This is a genomic window from Halorussus marinus (assembly GCF_004765795.1).
GTDB lineage: Archaea > Halobacteriota > Halobacteria > Halobacteriales > Haladaptataceae > Halorussus > Halorussus marinus.
The window spans coordinates 23579-38796 of record NZ_SBIV01000014.1; the positions used below are offsets into that span (position 1 = coordinate 23579).

The 15218-nt window shown below is 61.1% G+C and carries 20 protein-coding genes and 1 pseudogene; 16 read left to right on the plus strand and 5 right to left on the minus strand.

Annotated elements, in window-relative coordinates; all coding sequences use genetic code 11:
- Nucleotides 1-87: 87 nt before the first annotated feature.
- The 6 genes from EPY72_RS18260 to EPY72_RS18285 all read left to right on the plus strand — a co-directional run bounded on the left by EPY72_RS18260 (nt 88) and on the right by EPY72_RS18285 (nt 3621).
- Nucleotides 88-510 (plus strand): DUF8025 family protein, encoded by a 423-nt coding sequence (locus EPY72_RS18260; RefSeq protein WP_011222452.1) that lies wholly within the window; start codon nt 88-90, stop codon nt 508-510.
- 108 nt (nt 511-618) lie between these two features.
- Complete coding sequence (locus EPY72_RS18265; protein ID WP_011222453.1) at nt 619-1119, plus strand: DUF7995 family protein; 501 nt, start codon at nt 619-621, stop codon at nt 1117-1119.
- Nucleotides 1120-1125: 6 nt separating this feature from the next.
- Nucleotides 1126-1491 carry a DUF7568 family protein gene (locus EPY72_RS18270; protein WP_011222454.1) on the plus strand — a complete coding sequence of 122 codons (366 nt, stop codon included), beginning with the start codon at nt 1126-1128 and terminating at the stop codon, nt 1489-1491.
- Between the two features lie 72 nt (nt 1492-1563).
- The gene (locus EPY72_RS18275; protein WP_011222455.1) at nt 1564-1959 is read left to right on the plus strand and encodes a DUF7567 family protein; all 396 of its coding nucleotides are present in this window, start codon (nt 1564-1566) and stop codon (nt 1957-1959) included.
- 82 nt (nt 1960-2041) lie between these two features.
- On the plus strand, nt 2042-2626 hold the full coding sequence (locus EPY72_RS18280) for a hypothetical protein (protein ID WP_011222456.1): 585 nt from the start codon (nt 2042-2044) through the stop codon (nt 2624-2626).
- 44 nt (nt 2627-2670) lie between these two features.
- Entirely contained in the window at nt 2671-3621 is a 951-nt protein-coding gene (locus EPY72_RS18285) for a hypothetical protein (protein ID WP_011222457.1), read from the plus strand.
- 36 nt (nt 3622-3657) lie between these two features.
- Here EPY72_RS18285 and EPY72_RS18290 read toward each other — a convergent pair whose 3' ends face one another.
- Complete coding sequence (locus EPY72_RS18290; protein WP_135807367.1) at nt 3658-5022, minus strand: restriction endonuclease; 1365 nt, start codon at nt 5020-5022, stop codon at nt 3658-3660.
- A gap of 137 nt (nt 5023-5159) precedes the next feature.
- On the opposite strand from EPY72_RS18290, the gene EPY72_RS18295 reads away from it, so the two are divergent.
- The 7 genes from EPY72_RS18295 to EPY72_RS18320 all read left to right on the plus strand — a co-directional run bounded on the left by EPY72_RS18295 (nt 5160) and on the right by EPY72_RS18320 (nt 9581).
- A complete protein-coding gene (locus tag EPY72_RS18295) occupies nt 5160-5606 on the plus strand; it encodes a hypothetical protein (RefSeq protein ID WP_135807368.1) in 447 nt (148 codons plus the stop codon).
- A 32-nt stretch (nt 5607-5638) separates the two neighbouring features.
- Nucleotides 5639-6157 (plus strand): DUF6166 domain-containing protein, encoded by a 519-nt coding sequence (locus EPY72_RS18300; protein WP_244605619.1) that lies wholly within the window; start codon nt 5639-5641, stop codon nt 6155-6157.
- 78 nt (nt 6158-6235) lie between these two features.
- Nucleotides 6236-6922 (plus strand): DUF6166 domain-containing protein, encoded by a 687-nt coding sequence (locus EPY72_RS18305; protein WP_103992924.1) that lies wholly within the window; start codon nt 6236-6238, stop codon nt 6920-6922.
- Nucleotides 6922-7053: a hypothetical protein gene (locus EPY72_RS20010; RefSeq protein ID WP_280178011.1), complete on the plus strand. Its 132-nt coding sequence runs from the start codon at nt 6922-6924 to the stop codon at nt 7051-7053. The genes EPY72_RS18305 and EPY72_RS20010 overlap by 1 nt, the downstream gene beginning before the upstream one ends.
- A complete protein-coding gene (locus EPY72_RS18310; protein WP_103992925.1) occupies nt 7050-7715 on the plus strand; it encodes a hypothetical protein in 666 nt (221 codons plus the stop codon). The genes EPY72_RS20010 and EPY72_RS18310 overlap by 4 nt, the downstream gene beginning before the upstream one ends.
- Nucleotides 7712-8254, plus strand: a complete 543-nt coding sequence (locus tag EPY72_RS18315) for a hypothetical protein (RefSeq protein ID WP_200820959.1) — start codon at nt 7712-7714, stop codon at nt 8252-8254. Before EPY72_RS18310 ends, EPY72_RS18315 begins: the two co-directional genes overlap by 4 nt.
- A 166-nt stretch (nt 8255-8420) precedes the next feature.
- Nucleotides 8421-9581, plus strand: coding sequence for a hypothetical protein (locus EPY72_RS18320; protein ID WP_240728576.1), 1161 nt, complete (start codon nt 8421-8423; stop codon nt 9579-9581).
- A gap of 42 nt (nt 9582-9623) precedes the next feature.
- Here the strand turns inward: EPY72_RS18320 and EPY72_RS18325 are convergent, their stop codons facing one another.
- Both EPY72_RS18325 and EPY72_RS18330 read right to left on the minus strand, forming a co-directional pair.
- Nucleotides 9624-10178: a peroxiredoxin gene (locus tag EPY72_RS18325; RefSeq protein ID WP_089649945.1), complete on the minus strand. Its 555-nt coding sequence runs from the start codon at nt 10176-10178 to the stop codon at nt 9624-9626.
- Nucleotides 10179-10279: 101 nt separating this feature from the next.
- Nucleotides 10280-10624, minus strand: coding sequence for a winged helix-turn-helix transcriptional regulator (locus EPY72_RS18330; RefSeq protein ID WP_089649946.1), 345 nt, complete (start codon nt 10622-10624; stop codon nt 10280-10282).
- Between the two features lie 78 nt (nt 10625-10702).
- Between EPY72_RS18330 and merA the strand changes: the two genes are divergently transcribed.
- Complete coding sequence (merA, locus tag EPY72_RS18335) at nt 10703-12157, plus strand: mercury(II) reductase (RefSeq protein ID WP_103992927.1); 1455 nt, start codon at nt 10703-10705, stop codon at nt 12155-12157.
- Between the two features lie 3 nt (nt 12158-12160).
- Here the strand turns inward: merA and EPY72_RS18340 are convergent, their stop codons facing one another.
- Nucleotides 12161-12568, minus strand: coding sequence for a CopG family ribbon-helix-helix protein (locus EPY72_RS18340; protein ID WP_011222470.1), 408 nt, complete (start codon nt 12566-12568; stop codon nt 12161-12163).
- 103 nt (nt 12569-12671) lie between these two features.
- On the opposite strand from EPY72_RS18340, the gene EPY72_RS18345 reads away from it, so the two are divergent.
- A complete protein-coding gene (locus EPY72_RS18345) occupies nt 12672-13493 on the plus strand; it encodes a sulfite exporter TauE/SafE family protein (protein WP_103992928.1) in 822 nt (273 codons plus the stop codon).
- Here EPY72_RS18345 and EPY72_RS18350 read toward each other — a convergent pair.
- Entirely contained in the window at nt 13440-14039 is a 600-nt protein-coding gene (locus tag EPY72_RS18350; RefSeq protein ID WP_103993006.1) for an ArsR/SmtB family transcription factor, read from the minus strand. The two genes, EPY72_RS18345 and EPY72_RS18350, sit on opposite strands and share 54 nt — an antisense overlap.
- Before the next feature lie 131 nt (nt 14040-14170).
- Here EPY72_RS18350 and EPY72_RS18355 point away from each other — a divergent pair.
- Nucleotides 14171-15130: pseudogene (locus EPY72_RS18355) on the plus strand (P-type ATPase); the annotation flags it as partial.
- Nucleotides 15131-15218 lie beyond the last annotated feature (88 nt).

Below are 15218 nucleotides of genomic sequence, written 5' to 3' on the forward strand. Positions count from 1 at the left end.
CTTTCGCGACTTTCCTGCGCTCTATCGAGACAATTTGCAGTTTGTCTGGGGCAGTAGAGACTGAGCCCCACCGCAGGCTCTGATTTGATGCCCGAGAATCCAGACGACGATCCACTCCACGATTGCGAGTTAAGTCCCGACGCAGTCCTCGGGACGCGCACCTTCCACGATGTCCTGTTCACTGACGATACCGAGACGCCGGTAAACGTGCTCACCGGCGAGACACCCGCACATTCGCAGGCGACCGTCGAGGAAGCGAAGGCGTTCGCTACGAGTATCGATACGGACACACCACAAATCGCGCTCCCGGCCTCTGTCGAGACGCAGATCGAAACCCAGAGCCAACCCTACACGGCGGCCGCGTTCTTCCACTTCAAGGCGACCGGGTCGCTCGAACTGCACCGTGCCTACCACGCCGCCTACGACTCCGACGCGTTCAGCACCGACTTCGAGGCCGACTACGAGTCGGGCGACCTGACGATCACCGTCGAGCAGACTGCCGATTCCTGAACGCGGTCTCCCGAAGCGAGGTTTTTCGAGCGCCGGCGATGGGTGCCGGCGCACCGAGCAGACAGCGCCGAGCGGCGCCCGGTGAGTCGGCACTCCGAGGTGAACCAGATGCATATGGTCATCTACGCGCTGGTGGAAGCACCGACACAGCACGACGCCCTGGTCGAGGGGAAAGCAGTCTTCGACCGTCTCGTCGGCGCGAATCCCCACGGCTGCGCCGTGTTTGATTACTACGTCACGTTCGATGAAGACGACACGACGGTCGCCGGGAAGGCCCGCTGGGGTGACCTGCCGACGGCGGCCCCCATCAACTCAGAGGAGGGCGGTGAACTGCTCGACCGGGCTTGGAAGGCCACGAAAGAGGAGTTTCAGCGGAATCTCGACCGCGTGAAGGAGGCGCTCGACGAGCTCAGCGACGAGGCGATCATGCGCGACGAGGACCTCGCCCGCCACGCGTTCCACCAGGTCGGCGCGTACGAAGGGCCCTCAATCCCGATGTACGACCAGCACGCCCAGGGGATTCGGCATCGAGGCCAGCTCGACCGAGTCCTCGAGGAAGACGAGGACAGCCAGACGCTCTGGATCGTCCCCGCAGACGTTCATTTCTGACCAACGATGCCACGAATCACCAACTGGTCACGAGAGAGTCGCTCACCAACACTCGCGTATCGAAACACCGAGACTGGAGCGCGAGCTGTTCTACACCGGGCGCCGGATTCATACCGGTACAAGTGGCGCGGAGCGATCCTCGTCGACGGCTACCCGATCTGGTCGCGAGGCTTCGAGACGAAGGAGGCGACAACGTTCCGGGATGCGCTTCGGGAGCGGCCAGCGCCCGAACTGAACTGTCCGGAGTGTCCAAACGACGACGTCCTCGTCGGTGAGAAGACAGCTGATGGAGCGACGGTACAGCGCTGGTACGACTGTCCGGACTGTGGGTACGAAGCCCCCTCGCGCATCGTCTACGGCCCTGAACGCTGAGGACGTACACACGCAGGGTGTTTTTCGGCCGGGGCGGAGAGAGTGACCCGGTCGAACCGGGTCGGTCCAACAATGAGTCTCGAAGTACTCGACCGACACAGCGAGGCACTGTTCGAGTTCCTCTGGTGTCCCGTCTGCGGGCAGGAAGTGTTCACCCACATTCCCTTCGAGGGAGTGTTCTGCAAGAACTGTAACACGCAGGTCGTCCTCCAAGAGTCTCGAGAAGACCGTGGCTACGAGGAGGCTGTGCTCGCGTGCTTCGACACCGACTCAACGTGGAACCTTCACGTCGACGAGAAGCTCCGCCGCGACCTGCCTGACGGCTCGGCACGGGCAAAAATCCTCGGTGCACCGGGTGCCTATGAGATCGACTGGTGGAGTCCAGCACCTGGGGAGGATTGGGAGCCGGTCGAGCGTGGTGAATTCGACGACGTGGAGGAACCAGACGAGGTGTCACATCTCGCGTAGCGGATTGCAATCCCGCTACGACTGTGTGGTGTTGTTTCAGCGCCGGCGATGGGTGCCGGCGCACACGCGCCGGCGAGTACCGATGTCGACACGGAGCCAACTCCGATTCGTCCAACGAGTCGAACAGACCGGTGAGACAGATGGCAGCGCCGACCGCGTCGCGCAGGTGTACCGGCATTCGGACGGGTATCCCGGGAGCGTCCTCCGGGATCTCGCACAACTGAAAGAGCTGCTCGATGCGACCCGCGCAGAGCGTGGCCCGGGCTACACGGCGGCGACCTTCGTGTTCCTCGACAAGCTCTCGACGGTCGACCTCTACCTGGATGGCGACCCAGAGCGAACGATCGACGCGGCTCAGCCAGCGGATCTCCTCGAGCCGTCCAATATGGAGCACCTGGACCAGCCGCTGTTCCTGCTGGGCCACGGCGTCGAGAATCCGGCCGACGGCATCCACGGCGACGAGGAGTACCTCTACGTCGTCGAACTCCCGACGGAGAACCCGTTCGACGAGCCGACCGAGTGGACAGTCAAAGTGAGCGGTCACTCCGCGTTCCCCCGCTGGGACGGCCCGACCGACGAGGCCTTCGAGCAGGCGAGCTGGCAGTTCCACGGGTCGCTCGAGGACGCGCTCGCAGAACTGGTCCGGGACGAAGCAGTCGTCAAGTAAAATCCCAAATCGTATTTATACAGTTAGGGTTTAGAAAGACCCAGATGATTTCGAAGGCCGGACTCGCCGTGCTTGACGCGCTGAGTACCGGCCGTGAAGCAACACCGGCGGAACTCGCGGCCGAAACCGGATATTCACGAGACCATCTGTACGACGTACTCAACGAATTGCTCGCAGCGGGATTGCTCACAGAAACCCGTGGGTCCAGCAATCAGCGTCGTGTCCGCATCGCGGAACATCCAGTTACCGAAGCGTATCGAACGCTGCAGTCGGAGTTCAGCCACGTAGACTGGACGGAACTGCTCTCCCCAGCCACACTCCGCGTGTGTTGGTATCTCGATAGACCACGACACATCGCTGATATCGCAGACCGGCTCGGAATCACTCGACAAGGTGTCCACAGCGCGTTATCACCGCTCAAGCACCGAGCACTACTCTCCAGATCTGATTCGAAGTACGCCCTTCATGACGAAGTCTCGCCGCTGTTGGCGTTCGCCCGGGCTACTGTAGAGCACGAACATCGAGCCCGAGTCCGGGAAATCGCTCCCAGTGCCACGATCGCGTGGTGCGATCCGAAGCGAGCACTCGTTCGCCTGCAGACCGACGAGGATACGGACGCACTCCAAGCAGCTCCGGACTGGGAGATGACCGGACTGGGTCGGTTTACAGCGTATGGTCTACAGTTTTTCCTCGCCGGCGAGCCTCCGTTCTGGTATGCTCCGGACGAAGACCTAACGCCTGCTGAAGTCGTATGCCATACGCTCCTTCTGGATAGCGGATCTAGGCGGGTCAGCTATTCGATGCTGCTGATCGAGGCGGAGGATATCGATCAGGAGACACTCGTCGAGACCGCACAGTGGTACGACCTGGAACCCACTGTGAAAGCGTTGTATCGGCCACTTCAGGGCGACTTCGACAGAACAGATGATCTGCCAGTCATCCTCCCAAAAAAGAACGAATATATGGCACTCAAAGACCAGTACGGAGTCGCGTAACACCAACCACGCAGTCTGGCGGAAAATTGCGATGGGTTAGATGATGCCGCCGATCACGAGTAGTCCGACGACGAGCAGCAGCGTCGCAACCACGCTCCCTCCAGCAAGCAGCTTGTTCTCCATCGCCTTCTCGTGGAGGGGCATCTCGGCGTACTCCTTGCGGAACGCGTCGAGGTTCTCCTCGTCGTAGAAGTACTTCCTCTTCAGCGCGAACCGTTCGGTCACCGCACAGCCGGTACAGACCGGCTCCCCTTCGAGCCGTTCGGTCTTGATGTGGGTGTCGCAGGCGATCGCCCCGCAGTTCGGACAGTAGGTGTACGTCTCGTCAACGCCGCTCGTCTCGCAGTGGACGCACCGATGGATGCCGTCCTCCAGAGTGACCCGTGAGGGGCCAGCAGAATAGTATTCGTACGGATACGAGTACTCCAGTATCTCTGTCGTCTGCCGAACCTCAGGTAGATACACCGGCTCAATCGATTGCACTGAGATGTCCGAGAGATTCGGCTCACACGTCTTGTTGTACGTGACGTTATTGTCGCCGGTGTAGGTCACCGTCGTCGTGTGGTAATCCTGGAGGCGGTCAACAGCCCACTCCTTGTACTCCGTTTGGGTCTGGCCGAACCGTCGTTCGTCGACGTCGTCGAATACCTCGGTAAACTGCCCGGTATCGAGGGGAACCGTCGCGTGGAAATTCTCGGTGACCAGCGTCGCGACTTCGTCGTCGGCCACCTTCGGATGGCCGCGCTCAGCGTGGACAACGAACTGTGTGCGGTCGTTGATCCGGTGGATGACACCGACGGAGGTCTCAAAGACAGCGTTCGTGTCGGCGGTGATCGCAACCACCGGTCGGAACGTCACTTGCGAGTGCGGCACCGGCAGATCCGCAGCCTCGATGTTCTCGATGTCGCGGAACGCCTCCTGGACAGGTGCGTCGACATCCGCCGCCGGGTCGTACGGCCGGAGCGTCTCGTCACAGAGGATCTCGATGCGGCCGTTGTAGAGATCGAGACCGATCTCGTCGGCGATCTCCCGGAGGTCCTCGCCGTCGATCAGCTCGATGGGAAAGGGATCATCGTTCCGCTGGAGCCGATCTGCGTACTCCTCGGCAGGGTTCGTAAATCGACCAGTGGTGGCGACCATCCCGCGCTTTGGACCGTCGAAGTCGAAGGTCGCGATGGCGGAATGGAGCTTCTGGACGACCGGCCGGCCGACCGTCCCGGTGTGCTTACACTCGACGATGATCGCACGCCGGGTGCCGTCGACGACCTCCTCCATGATGACGTCCCGTCCCTCGTCGGCCGTCCGCTCGGCCTGGCGGACGTTCTCGTAGCCGAGGTTGCGGAAGACGTCCTCCATCAAGTCCTCGAACTCGAATCCCGAGAGGTCGTCCAGTACAGCCATCCGAATGTAATTGGATAGTATCTTGCTATAACTAAATACGTTGCCGACGGTGGCGACGAAGTCCCGACGACGTGAGCGCTGGTGTTGTTGTTCGTCCCGCAAGGGGCGCGGGACGACACATTCGTCCCGGGTTACCGATGAGTTCTGAGAGCAACAGCGAGATCGCTCCCGACAACTGGTGGTTGCAACGCCGAACAGAAGACGACCATTTCGTGTTCGCCTACGAGTTCTCGAAATCCGTCCTCTGCCACGTCCAGCAATCCTCGGACTGGCTGGTCCGGGTCGATCGAGCCGATGGGACGATCCTCTTCAGCCAGCACGACCTCCGGTCCCGAGAGGCAGCATTCGCGCTCGCCGAGAGCGTCATGGAGCTCTGTACACTGCTCCATCGGGAGGTCGTCACGGAGCGGAGCCAAGCGCGAAAGCCGATGTACGTCGGGTCCCGACCAACCGGGACCGCGAGTGCGAGCAATCAGGAAGCCGGACGCGGTCCAGACACCGCCCGTCGACCGTTGGACTCCCGTCCCCGTCAGCCCCTAGAACGACCACGAGGTATGGGTCACTGGGAGGGTGGGTTTCGATGACCGGCGGCCGAGCGTACCGCGGTGAACGCTGTATGGGTGGACAGCTGGTGTACACGCCCGATGGCGACGTGCTGGACAAGCACCTCCACGTCCTACGCCGCGCCCCTGGCGGGTTCGACTGGGGACCACAGGCTGACGAGGCCCGCATCGATCAACTCGCGATCGCGCTGCTGGCCGATTCAGCGACGAAGAACATCGCGCTCGACCACTACAAGGAATTCGCGCGGTACCTGCGTGAACAGCTCGAGGGCGACGAGTGGCGACTCCCGACCAGCGACATTTCGGCCGATACCTGGTCGCGAGACATCGACGTGGCTGATGAGACGCCCTCACCGGAGGACGTCGACATCACGGCAGTCGATTTCGACGAGATGACCTTCGCGGTCGAGCGAGCGCTCTGCGAGAAACACGACATTAGCATCCACCAGAGCGTCGACGACCGCCGCGAGGAACTGGAAGACGCCCGCCAGGCAGTCCAATCAGAAACTACCGACTCGGAGGAGTCACAGACCGACACCGGCGGGTTCGAGTTCCCCGCAGCTAGCCAGTAGGGACGGTGAGGGCGTTTCCGGCTCTGTTTGTAGAACCCCCGAGAGGGGTGCGGGGGTCACCACTCCCGCAACGTACCGATGAACGGGAACGCCCGACGCACCACGTCGAACGTAGTCCAGACAGAAGCGCTCGCTAACCGTCGCGACGACTCCGTCGAATACGTCGGCTTTCGCATCGACGGCCAGGCCGTCGTTCTGAATCTCTCCGAACACCAGCGTCTCACCCCGGATCGAAGTCTCGATCTGGTCAACCACAGCCCGACAGGCTTCGAGTGGGGATACGCTGGAAGCGGGCCCGCACAGCTCGCCTGTGGGCTCCTCCTCGACTACTACAACGACGCCCAGATCGCGAGAGAACACTACATTGGGTTCCGGAATTGCGTGATCAGCCAGCTCGAGTGTGACGGCCCGGCGGCGTGCTGGCACCTCACCGGCGAAGAAATCGACGCGGCGATGGCGACGATCGCCGACGACGTCGTCGCCCTTCCCGACGGCGGGGGGCCGTCACCGACACTCCCCGAGAACTGGCGAACGGTCACTCGCCCTGACCGGCGAGTCTTCCAGCGGGCTGATCGCGACCACTACATCGTGCTTGGGGAGGGAACCGACGGCTGGCTGGCCGTCCTCTGTAATCAGGGCGATCGCGCCTATCCGGCACCCCTGGCGAGCCGGACGGTTTCGGACGATGCCGATGTCGAGCAGGCCATCCGGGCCCTGGTCGACGAGAGCAACAACCTCATCGAGCCACCGGAGGGGGAGTGCTGATGGAGACAATTCGGCTGTTACGAGCCACCCACCAGCTGCTCGAACGCGGGGTCGAGGCGCTCGAGAAAATCGGTCGCGAACTGGAGCGGTACAACGACTGGCAAGAGCAGACTGACGGCACCGACTCGTGACTCAGACACGTTCTCCCGGCCAGCGGCGGAGTACCGGGTTCCAGTACACGCGCACTCCCGAGGGGTGCTCGTGTCCCATTCATCGCGACGGCCAGCCGGTCACGGCGCCGCTCGGCCTGCGGTTCGCAGAGCGCGTCCATATCGAATCGATCCCACGGCACGTCGCCGGCGCGATCTACGAAGCCCATCATTCCTATATGGACAGTGTCCCGCGGACGAACCTCGTTCATCACGGGCTCTGTTACCAGGACCAGCTACTGGGTGCGATTACGTGGCGCTATCCACTGATTCGCTCGCTGGACTACGACGGCACGCGATACGAGGGTGACGAGATCGTCGAGGCAGCACGGATCTGCATCGGCGTCGACTTCCCGAATCTCGCCTCCGCCGCCCTCGCCCGGTCGATGGAACGATTCGTGCGTCGGCACGGTCGGCGGCGAGGCGTTCGCCTTCTGCTGACGTTCGTGCGAGCTGACTTCGACGGCTCGATGATTAAAGCGCTCAGAGACAAGGGCTGGCACTGCGCCGGGAAAACGGAACCCGGACAGGCAGGTAACCGGCCCGACAAGCAAATCCGAGAGCGGCCGAAGTGGCGGTTCCTCTGTGAAGTTCCTGATGAGTCTGAGCGGGAACAGTCCTCACTCGGACGGTGGGCTCCGTGACTACGAATGCTCGTCTCGATGAGTTTGCAGCAGAGGAAGACTCGGACAACCAGCCGGAGCGCGATCCATCTGTAGTCGAGCGACTGTTGGACCCGATATCACCGGCCCAGGGGCTGCGACTCATCCCCGGCCAAGGTGACCCGGTGTACCTCCAAAACAGGGGAACTGAACGCTACCTGTTCCGGGATGCCCACGAGCGGTGGTTCATCCTCCAGCCCTCGGCCAAGGAGTCGGTCGACGACTTCGTTCGCTGGGTGTATCTCCCCGACGGCAAACCCGCCGAGATTGCCCGGACAGCGATCCGTCAACGGACGGTTCGCGGCTACCGGTACGTTCAGCGAAGCGGAGCTCCCGAGCCGGTTGGGACGACGGTGACAGCGATGTACGTCAGTGAGCCCTGGCCCGACGATGTCTACGAGTGTGGATCCTGCGGAGCCGAGTTCGAGTCGCCCCATGCTCACGCCCTTCACTGCTGGGAGGACCATCCCTGGGTTCCGAACCCGGAGCAGGTTCGGCTACGCCGCTCCAGCACCGAGTAACGACAGTGCGACAGTTTCCCGACGGTGGTTCGATTAACCAACAGACAGCCGCTTCCTAGGTTAGTGTTGGTTAACGTGGTGTTGTTGTTGCGCCCGGCAGAGGGGCGCAGGGCGCGAGACGATGCAGGCAGCCGTCGATGAGCGTTCCTGCGTCGAGGTGACTACGATGAAAGACCCAGAGTCGAGAACCATCTTCGCAGGCGTCGATGGACGTACCGACACCGAACTACCCGAGTGGTATCGTCAGCGTCACGGCGGCAAAGACACCGTGAGCTTCGCTGAGGCGATCCGCGACCTCCCGCAGGCCGTCGAGACGACCGTGGCGTACCAGAATCCGTACACCGACGAGTGGGTCGAGACGGAGCGGTTCAACGCGCTCGTCGAGCCGAGTCGCGCTCGAGAGCAGGCCCGTGAGGAGGACGCCGAAACGGATTCTTTGTTCCATATTCCGACCGACTCGTACTCGATCATCAACCCGGTCGACGTCTACGGCCCTCTGGAGGAGGTCCTTCGGGAGGAGACTATCGACCGAACGCCGCTGGGTGACGTGATGTTCGGCGAGATTCGTCGCTACCGGGGCGGCGGCGAGGTCCATATGGACATCATGTTCGACGGCCTCGAAGTGCGCCTTCCCGGCCGGTCGGACCCGATCACGATGGGCGTCACGTCGGGCTACGACTTCTTCGGTGAGCACGCCGTCTACGTCGAGGGGTTCGCCCAGGACGGGTACTGTTCAAATACGATGCGTTCGCTCACCGACAAGGAGGTCATCAAACACGTCGGCGACGTGCGGAACTTCCGCACCTGGTGGGAGGAGCTTCTCGCACAGGTCGAACTCGTCGCCGACGACCTATTCGAGTTCATCCGGGACGCCCAGGACATCGACCTCGACTTCTCGGAGCTCCCGTTCACCGTCACGGAGTTTTACAGTCTTCTGGGCTTCCCGGACTACCTGGCCGAGCGCGCTGCGAGTGATGCGGAGGCCAACGCGACCTCCCCCGTCGAGATCGATATGTGGACGCTGCATTCCGGCGCCACGTACGCGCTCACCCACTTCTTCCAAGGCAAGGAGGGTGCGTCGCTGGACGGCTACGTTCGCACGGCCAACGACATCCTGTTCAACCCGGAGGGCACCATCGAGCGCGTCGAACGCGCTTACGAGGAGGAGCTGGAGACAGACGGCGATGACGGGTCGCAGGCGTCGCTCGCCGGCGAGCGCGCGCTCGCGAGCATCGAGCGCATCAGCGACGATCTGCAAGAGAAGGTCAACCAGTTCGAGGAGCGCGAGGACGCGCTTCGTGAGCGGTTCCAAGATGCCATGAGCTGATTGTCGGAGCGGCGTTCACTGATACAATCCTAAAATAGCAGTCTACGTTAGAGATTCCGGTTCCTCGTTATATTCGACTACTAATTCGACATCCTCAGGACCGAATTCATCACGTTCCGCTTCAAGCGTATCAAGAGCGTCTTTAACCGGGAAGAAATCCGGCTTCTCGAGTGCATCTTCTGTCGCCCAGGCGTATCGAATCGTTTGCTCGGAATCAATGAGAAACACGGCACGCTGCGGGACGCGCTCGTGGTTCTCCCATTCATCATAACAGATGTCATATGACTCGGCAACCCGCCCGGAACTATCACTAAGTAACGGGAAATTGAGGCCGTATTCCTCGGCGAATGCTCGATGGGCGTAGACGCTGTCACCAGAAATTGCCCAGACATCGAGAGCGGGCGTTAGCTGAAACCACTCTGCATCGCGAATCGCACACAGTTCGTTTGTACAAATAGGACTGAAATCAAACGGGTAAAATACCAGCAACGCAGCCCGATCATTGGCTGTTGACTCATCCAAGCAGTACCCGGTTTGTTCTCCGTCACGGAGACCCGGAAGAGTAAATGACGGTGCAGACGCTCCCTCGTTTATCATACGACATAGTAGCACACGAAGACAGGATAGTCATTGGGTCAGCACTCCGATCTGAATTGCTCACCACTTGATGTGGGATGAAATTCACTAAAGTCCGTACGTCAGGAGTTCGCCGTCGCCCACTCAAGAAGCGGTTCTAATCTCGAACGAATCTCATCACCCTCGTCAGTTAGCGCGTATTCGACGCGTGGTGGAATTTCGTTGTACTGCGTCCGTGAGACGAGTCCTGCCTCCTCGAACTCGTCGAGTCGTTTCGAGATTGTCGAGGTACTCGCCGTCGGGAGGTGCTCCTCAATCTCCGCGAACCGCAGCGAATCGTGTGCGCCGATGATGCTGACGAGTTGCATCGCGTATTTCCGGCTCAACGTGTCGATGACACCCGTGAGCGGACAGTAGCACGTCCCCTCGACATCGCACGCGGGCGCCGATGACGTAGTGTCTGCCATAGCTTCGTGGCCTCCAACCTACTCCATAGCTTCGGACTCTGGAGTACAAGAACTTCCCGTCGTAAAGTATAGGCACAGATGACTCAGACAGCCGACTACGATCTCGTGATTCTCGGTGGCGGCGCCGCAGCCTTCGCCGCAATCACCGAAGCGAGTCGACGCGATCTCTCGACAGCGATGGTGAATACCGGCTTGCCCATCGGCGGGACGTGCGTGAACGTCGGCTGTGTTCCGAGTAAGCATCTCCTTGCCGTCGCCGAGAGCGGAGCTGCAGCGTCGGAGAACCCCTTCGACGCCGTTCGATACCCCGAGGAGCCGACCGTCGATTGGGCCGCCGCCCTCAACGACACCGACGAACTCGTCGAGCGGTTCCGGCAGGAGAACTACGTCGACGTCGCCGAGCACTTCGAGATCGACATCTACGAGGGGTACGGCCAGCTGGTCGACGATACTACCATCGAGGTCGTCGACGGCGCCGACGAGGGCGCACACATTACTGGGAAGAAGGCCCTCGTCGCGACCGGCAGTTCACCGTGGGCGCCGCCCATCGACGGCCTCTACGACGTCGACTACTACACGAGTGAGACCATCCTCGAGGAGCGCGACCTTCCCGAGAGTATCCTAATGCTCGGTGGGGGATACATCGCGCTGGAGTGGGGACAGATCCTGCACCGTGTCGGCATCGACGTGACGGTTCTCCAGCGCTCCGACCGCGTCCTCTCGGACATGGAAGGCCAACTTGGTCGCGAGATGCAGCGTGCATTCGAGGAGGAGGGCATCGAGGTGATCACCGGCAACGACTTCCAGCGCGTCCGCACGCTAGCAGCCGACGGCGGCGCCGAAGCGATTCAGTCAGGCGTCGCCGTCGAAACGACCATCGACGGAGACGAGCGAACGGTCACCGGCGACGCGCTGTTCGTCGCGACCGGCGTCCAGCCGAATAGCGAGGGCATCGGCCTCGAAACGGTTGGGATCGAAACGAACCCCGACGGGACGATTCGTGTCGACGAGTACTTCCAGACGACGAATCCCGACATCTACGCGGCGGGCGACGTGATCGGCGAGCCCGAACTGGAGACCGTCGCCGCCAAGGAGGGCAATCACGCCGTCAAGAACGCGTTCGGCAACGAGGGCGTCAGCATCGACTACGACGCGGTGCCAGCAGTCGTGTTCACCAGCCCGGAAGTCGCCGCAGTCGGGACGACAGAACGCGAGTATATGGACGAGCACGGCACCTGCTCGTGCCGAACCGTCCAGATGGCGGATGTCCCGCGAGCGAAGGCCGTCGAGAACACGGATGGCCTCGTCCAAGTCGTCAAACACCACGAGACTGACGAGATCGTCGGCGTCCACATGGTCGGCCCCCGTGCCGCCGACATAATTATGGAAGCCACGCTTGCGGTGACGTTCGGCCTCACGGTCGACGACATCATCGACACCGTCCACCCGTTCCCGACGTTCTCCGAGGCGTTCAAACAGGCCTGTCAGGCGTTCCGACGGGACATATCGACGATGAGCTGCTGTATCGAGTGAATCTCACTCCGGGTCGGCCGGCGCAGTACTGCGGAGGAGCATCGTCTTCACACGACCAACCCCATCGAAATCACGGAGCCGATACACGAGTTCCCGCACCCGCGCCGCATCGCCATGACAGAAGACGGTCTCTAAACACCACTCGCCCTGGTGGGTATGGCTCATCGTTTCGATGACGTCCTGAAACTGGTGCTGGGCCGAATGGAGATCGTGAATCACCTCGTGGTGCTGGTAATCGAATGCCAGTACAGCGACGACCTCGCCTGAAACCTCCTCGAGTTGTGAATGTCCCTCGATGTATTCCTGCATCGCTTCACGAATCGCCCGCGAGCGGGAGTCCAACCCCTCAGCCTGCCATGTCTCGTCGAACTCCTCGAGAATGTCCTCAGACACGTTCAAGCTCGTGCGCATACTCCCCAATTGATCCCCTACTGTCTTGACCCCTCGATTATTACGGAATTCACGTTTCAGTCTTAACAACCGCTATACAGCGCAGGGATAGAGGAATATATGAATGCTCCACGGCGAGGCGTTTCCACTGTTGGTCGGCGCGATTGCGCTCGGATTCGTGCACGGCATCGAGCCCGGACACGGATGGCCGGTCGCCGCGAGTTATGCACTCGATCAATCCAATAAGTGGCTCTACGGACTCGCCGCCAGCTCGCTGATCGGCATCGGCCACCTCATTAGCAGTCTGGCGATGGTCGGCGTGTTCTTCTACGCGAAATCCTACTTTCAGCTGACCCAAGTGAACGAGCCGATCTCGATTCTTGGCGGCGTTTCCATCGGCGGTCCAGTCAGCATCGTCGCAGGCGTCTTACTCATCGGACTCGGGATTCGAGAGTACACGCACGGCCATTCTCACCAGCACGAGGACAGCCACGGACACGACCACGATGAGCATACGGAGGAGCAGTCGAGCCACCACAGTCACGGCACGCCACCCACGCACGAACACTCCCCGGATGGGCTCCTTACACGGGTGAAAATTCGGCTTGGAAAAATCGGAGGGCACTCCCACGAGCACGGGACCGATCCGGCTCCTGACGCCGACCGCGGACTCCTCGGAATCGCCTGGTTCGCATTCGTCCTCGGGTTCGCTCACGAAGAAGAATTCGAGATTATCGGCCTCTGTGCCGGTTCGACGTACTGTCTGGAGCTGATGACTGCGTATGCGCTGACGGTCATCGTCGGCATTGTCGGGTTAACGATGCTCCTCATCGCCGGCTATCAGGAGTACGAAGAAACAGTCGAGCGGTATACACCGTACCTGCCGCTGTTCTCAGCGACCGTCCTCATCGTCATGGGACTCGGCTTCATCGCCGGCGTCTTCTGAATCACGCCGAACACTCTCCAGCGTCCCATTCTCAGTAAGGTCAATAAGCGCGCGATTTAGCAGTTCACGGAGGACGAACTCCTCGTAATGCTGTGTTGCACAGTACTCGCACGGCTTCATTTCTCGTGCCACCGCTTCGATGTCGTCGCCGTGCTCCCCATAGAGCGTCTCAACGAGCCCTGCTAATTCGGCTGCCGCGGTTTCCTGCGCCCCAGCGAGCGTCTGCTCAGCGTCCTCTGGTAGGTCATACGAAAAAATCCGCGTGTTCGACTTGTAGTACTTCCGCGTCCCCCCACCAGCTTCTTCGAGCCGGGCAATCTCGACCATCCCCGCATCCTTCAGGACGTTCACGTGGTGGCGCACCGTCGTCTCCGCCTTTTCTTCGCCACGACGATGCAGTTCGTCGTGGATCTCCTCGATCGTCATTTCCTCGGTTGCGAGCATGTCGAGGATCTTCACCCGGACATCGTTCTCCAGTGCCTTCGCTTTCTCCGGGTCCGTCGTCACGACTTCGCGGATCGGCACGTCAGATTCGAGGAGCGCCATTCTTGTGACGACATAGACGGACAACGACAGTAAGAGTAACGCCATTCCAACGACAGTGGTAGTATGATATCGAGACCGCTATAACTCTCGTCATAATGGTTATCCGCGTCGCACGATAACCAACAGGTACGATGGGAACGACACACGACCAATTCAACGTCGGGGGGATGTCCTGCTCGTTCTGTGCCGAGAGCATCAAGAAGGCCTACAGTCGAACCGACGGCGTTGAGGACGTCGACGTGAGTCTCGCCCACGAGGAAGTTCTCGTCGAATACGACGACGACCTGCTGAGCGAGGTCGAGGTAAAGGACACGCTCCGAGACCTCGGGTACACCATCCGCGACCCTGACAAAGCGAAGCGGTACGAGCAACAGCAGGCCGAACTCTCCGACGGCAAGCGTCGCCTCCTCATCACCGGTGGCGCATCCATCGTTATCGCTGCCCTGATGGGATGGATGATTTTCGTGATGGGGCGCTTCGAGTCAACATCTCTCGGGATGGATCTGGTGACTCTGGGGCTGGCACTCGGGACGATGTTCGGGCCCGGCCGCTATATCAAAGAGAAAGCCTTCCAGAGCGTGCGCCGGGGTATCTTCAACCAGCACGTCCTCCTGGAAGCGGGCGCGTTCGCCGGACTCGTGGGTGGACTGCTTGGCCTGTTCGTCTTCCCGAGCTTCCCGACCGTTCACTTCTTCGCCGTCTCCGTGTTCATCACCACCTATCACATCCTTTCGGAGTACACCAGCCTCATCGTCCGCACGCGAGCTTCCCGAGCCGTCCAAGGCCTTCTCGACCTCCAGCCCGACACGGCACGCCGCGTCAGTGATGACGGTGATGTCGAGGAGGTCCCTGTCGACGACCTCGACGTTGGCAATCGCGTCCGCGTCAAGCCCGGCGAAAACATCCCCGTCGACGGCACGGTCGTCGAGGGCGAATCGATGGTCGACGAGTCGGTCGCTACCGGCGAGTCCATTCCCGAAGAGAAGGCCGCCGGCGACGCGGTGATCGGTGGCAGCGTCAACGAGACCGGGACGCTGCTCATCGAAGTAACTGGCTGTGTTGAATCGCCATACGGCAGAGAGGTAGGCCGCTAAATCAAAGGAGTTGAAGCGGGAGAGTTCCGTTGACCATGACGCAAATCTCCCGCTTCATCGGGGAGGTTGTACCGGTTGCTCAAAG

Excerpts from the sequence above, each read along its gene's own strand:
- EPY72_RS18260 (WP_011222452.1), top strand. The coding sequence starts at position 88 with ATGCCCGAGAATCCAGACGACGATCCACTCCACGATTGCGAGTTAAGT.
- EPY72_RS18290 (WP_135807367.1), bottom strand. The coding sequence starts at position 5,022 with ATGGCTGTACTGGACGACCTCTCGGGATTCGAGTTCGAGGACTTGATG.
- EPY72_RS20010 (WP_280178011.1), top strand. The coding sequence starts at position 6,922 with ATGGAGACAATTCGGCTGTTACGAGCCACCCACCAGCTGCTCGAACGC.
- EPY72_RS18305 (WP_103992924.1), top strand. The coding sequence starts at position 6,236 with ATGAACGGGAACGCCCGACGCACCACGTCGAACGTAGTCCAGACAGAA.
- EPY72_RS18345 (WP_103992928.1), top strand. The coding sequence starts at position 12,672 with ATGCTCCACGGCGAGGCGTTTCCACTGTTGGTCGGCGCGATTGCGCTC.
- EPY72_RS18295 (WP_135807368.1), top strand. The coding sequence starts at position 5,160 with ATGAGTTCTGAGAGCAACAGCGAGATCGCTCCCGACAACTGGTGGTTG.
- merA (WP_103992927.1), top strand. The coding sequence starts at position 10,703 with ATGACTCAGACAGCCGACTACGATCTCGTGATTCTCGGTGGCGGCGCC.
- EPY72_RS18280 (WP_011222456.1), top strand. The coding sequence starts at position 2,042 with ATGTCGACACGGAGCCAACTCCGATTCGTCCAACGAGTCGAACAGACC.
- EPY72_RS18350 (WP_103993006.1), bottom strand. The coding sequence starts at position 14,039 with ATGGCGCTCCTCGAATCTGACGTGCCGATCCGCGAAGTCGTGACGACG.
- EPY72_RS18300 (WP_244605619.1), top strand. The coding sequence starts at position 5,639 with ATGGGTGGACAGCTGGTGTACACGCCCGATGGCGACGTGCTGGACAAG.
- EPY72_RS18340 (WP_011222470.1), bottom strand. The coding sequence starts at position 12,568 with ATGCGCACGAGCTTGAACGTGTCTGAGGACATTCTCGAGGAGTTCGAC.
- EPY72_RS18320 (WP_240728576.1), top strand. The coding sequence starts at position 8,421 with ATGAAAGACCCAGAGTCGAGAACCATCTTCGCAGGCGTCGATGGACGT.
- EPY72_RS18265 (WP_011222453.1), top strand. The coding sequence starts at position 619 with ATGCATATGGTCATCTACGCGCTGGTGGAAGCACCGACACAGCACGAC.
- EPY72_RS18270 (WP_011222454.1), top strand. The coding sequence starts at position 1,126 with ATGCCACGAATCACCAACTGGTCACGAGAGAGTCGCTCACCAACACTC.
- EPY72_RS18285 (WP_011222457.1), top strand. The coding sequence starts at position 2,671 with ATGATTTCGAAGGCCGGACTCGCCGTGCTTGACGCGCTGAGTACCGGC.
- EPY72_RS18275 (WP_011222455.1), top strand. The coding sequence starts at position 1,564 with ATGAGTCTCGAAGTACTCGACCGACACAGCGAGGCACTGTTCGAGTTC.
- EPY72_RS18325 (WP_089649945.1), bottom strand. The coding sequence starts at position 10,178 with ATGATAAACGAGGGAGCGTCTGCACCGTCATTTACTCTTCCGGGTCTC.
- EPY72_RS18330 (WP_089649946.1), bottom strand. The coding sequence starts at position 10,624 with ATGGCAGACACTACGTCATCGGCGCCCGCGTGCGATGTCGAGGGGACG.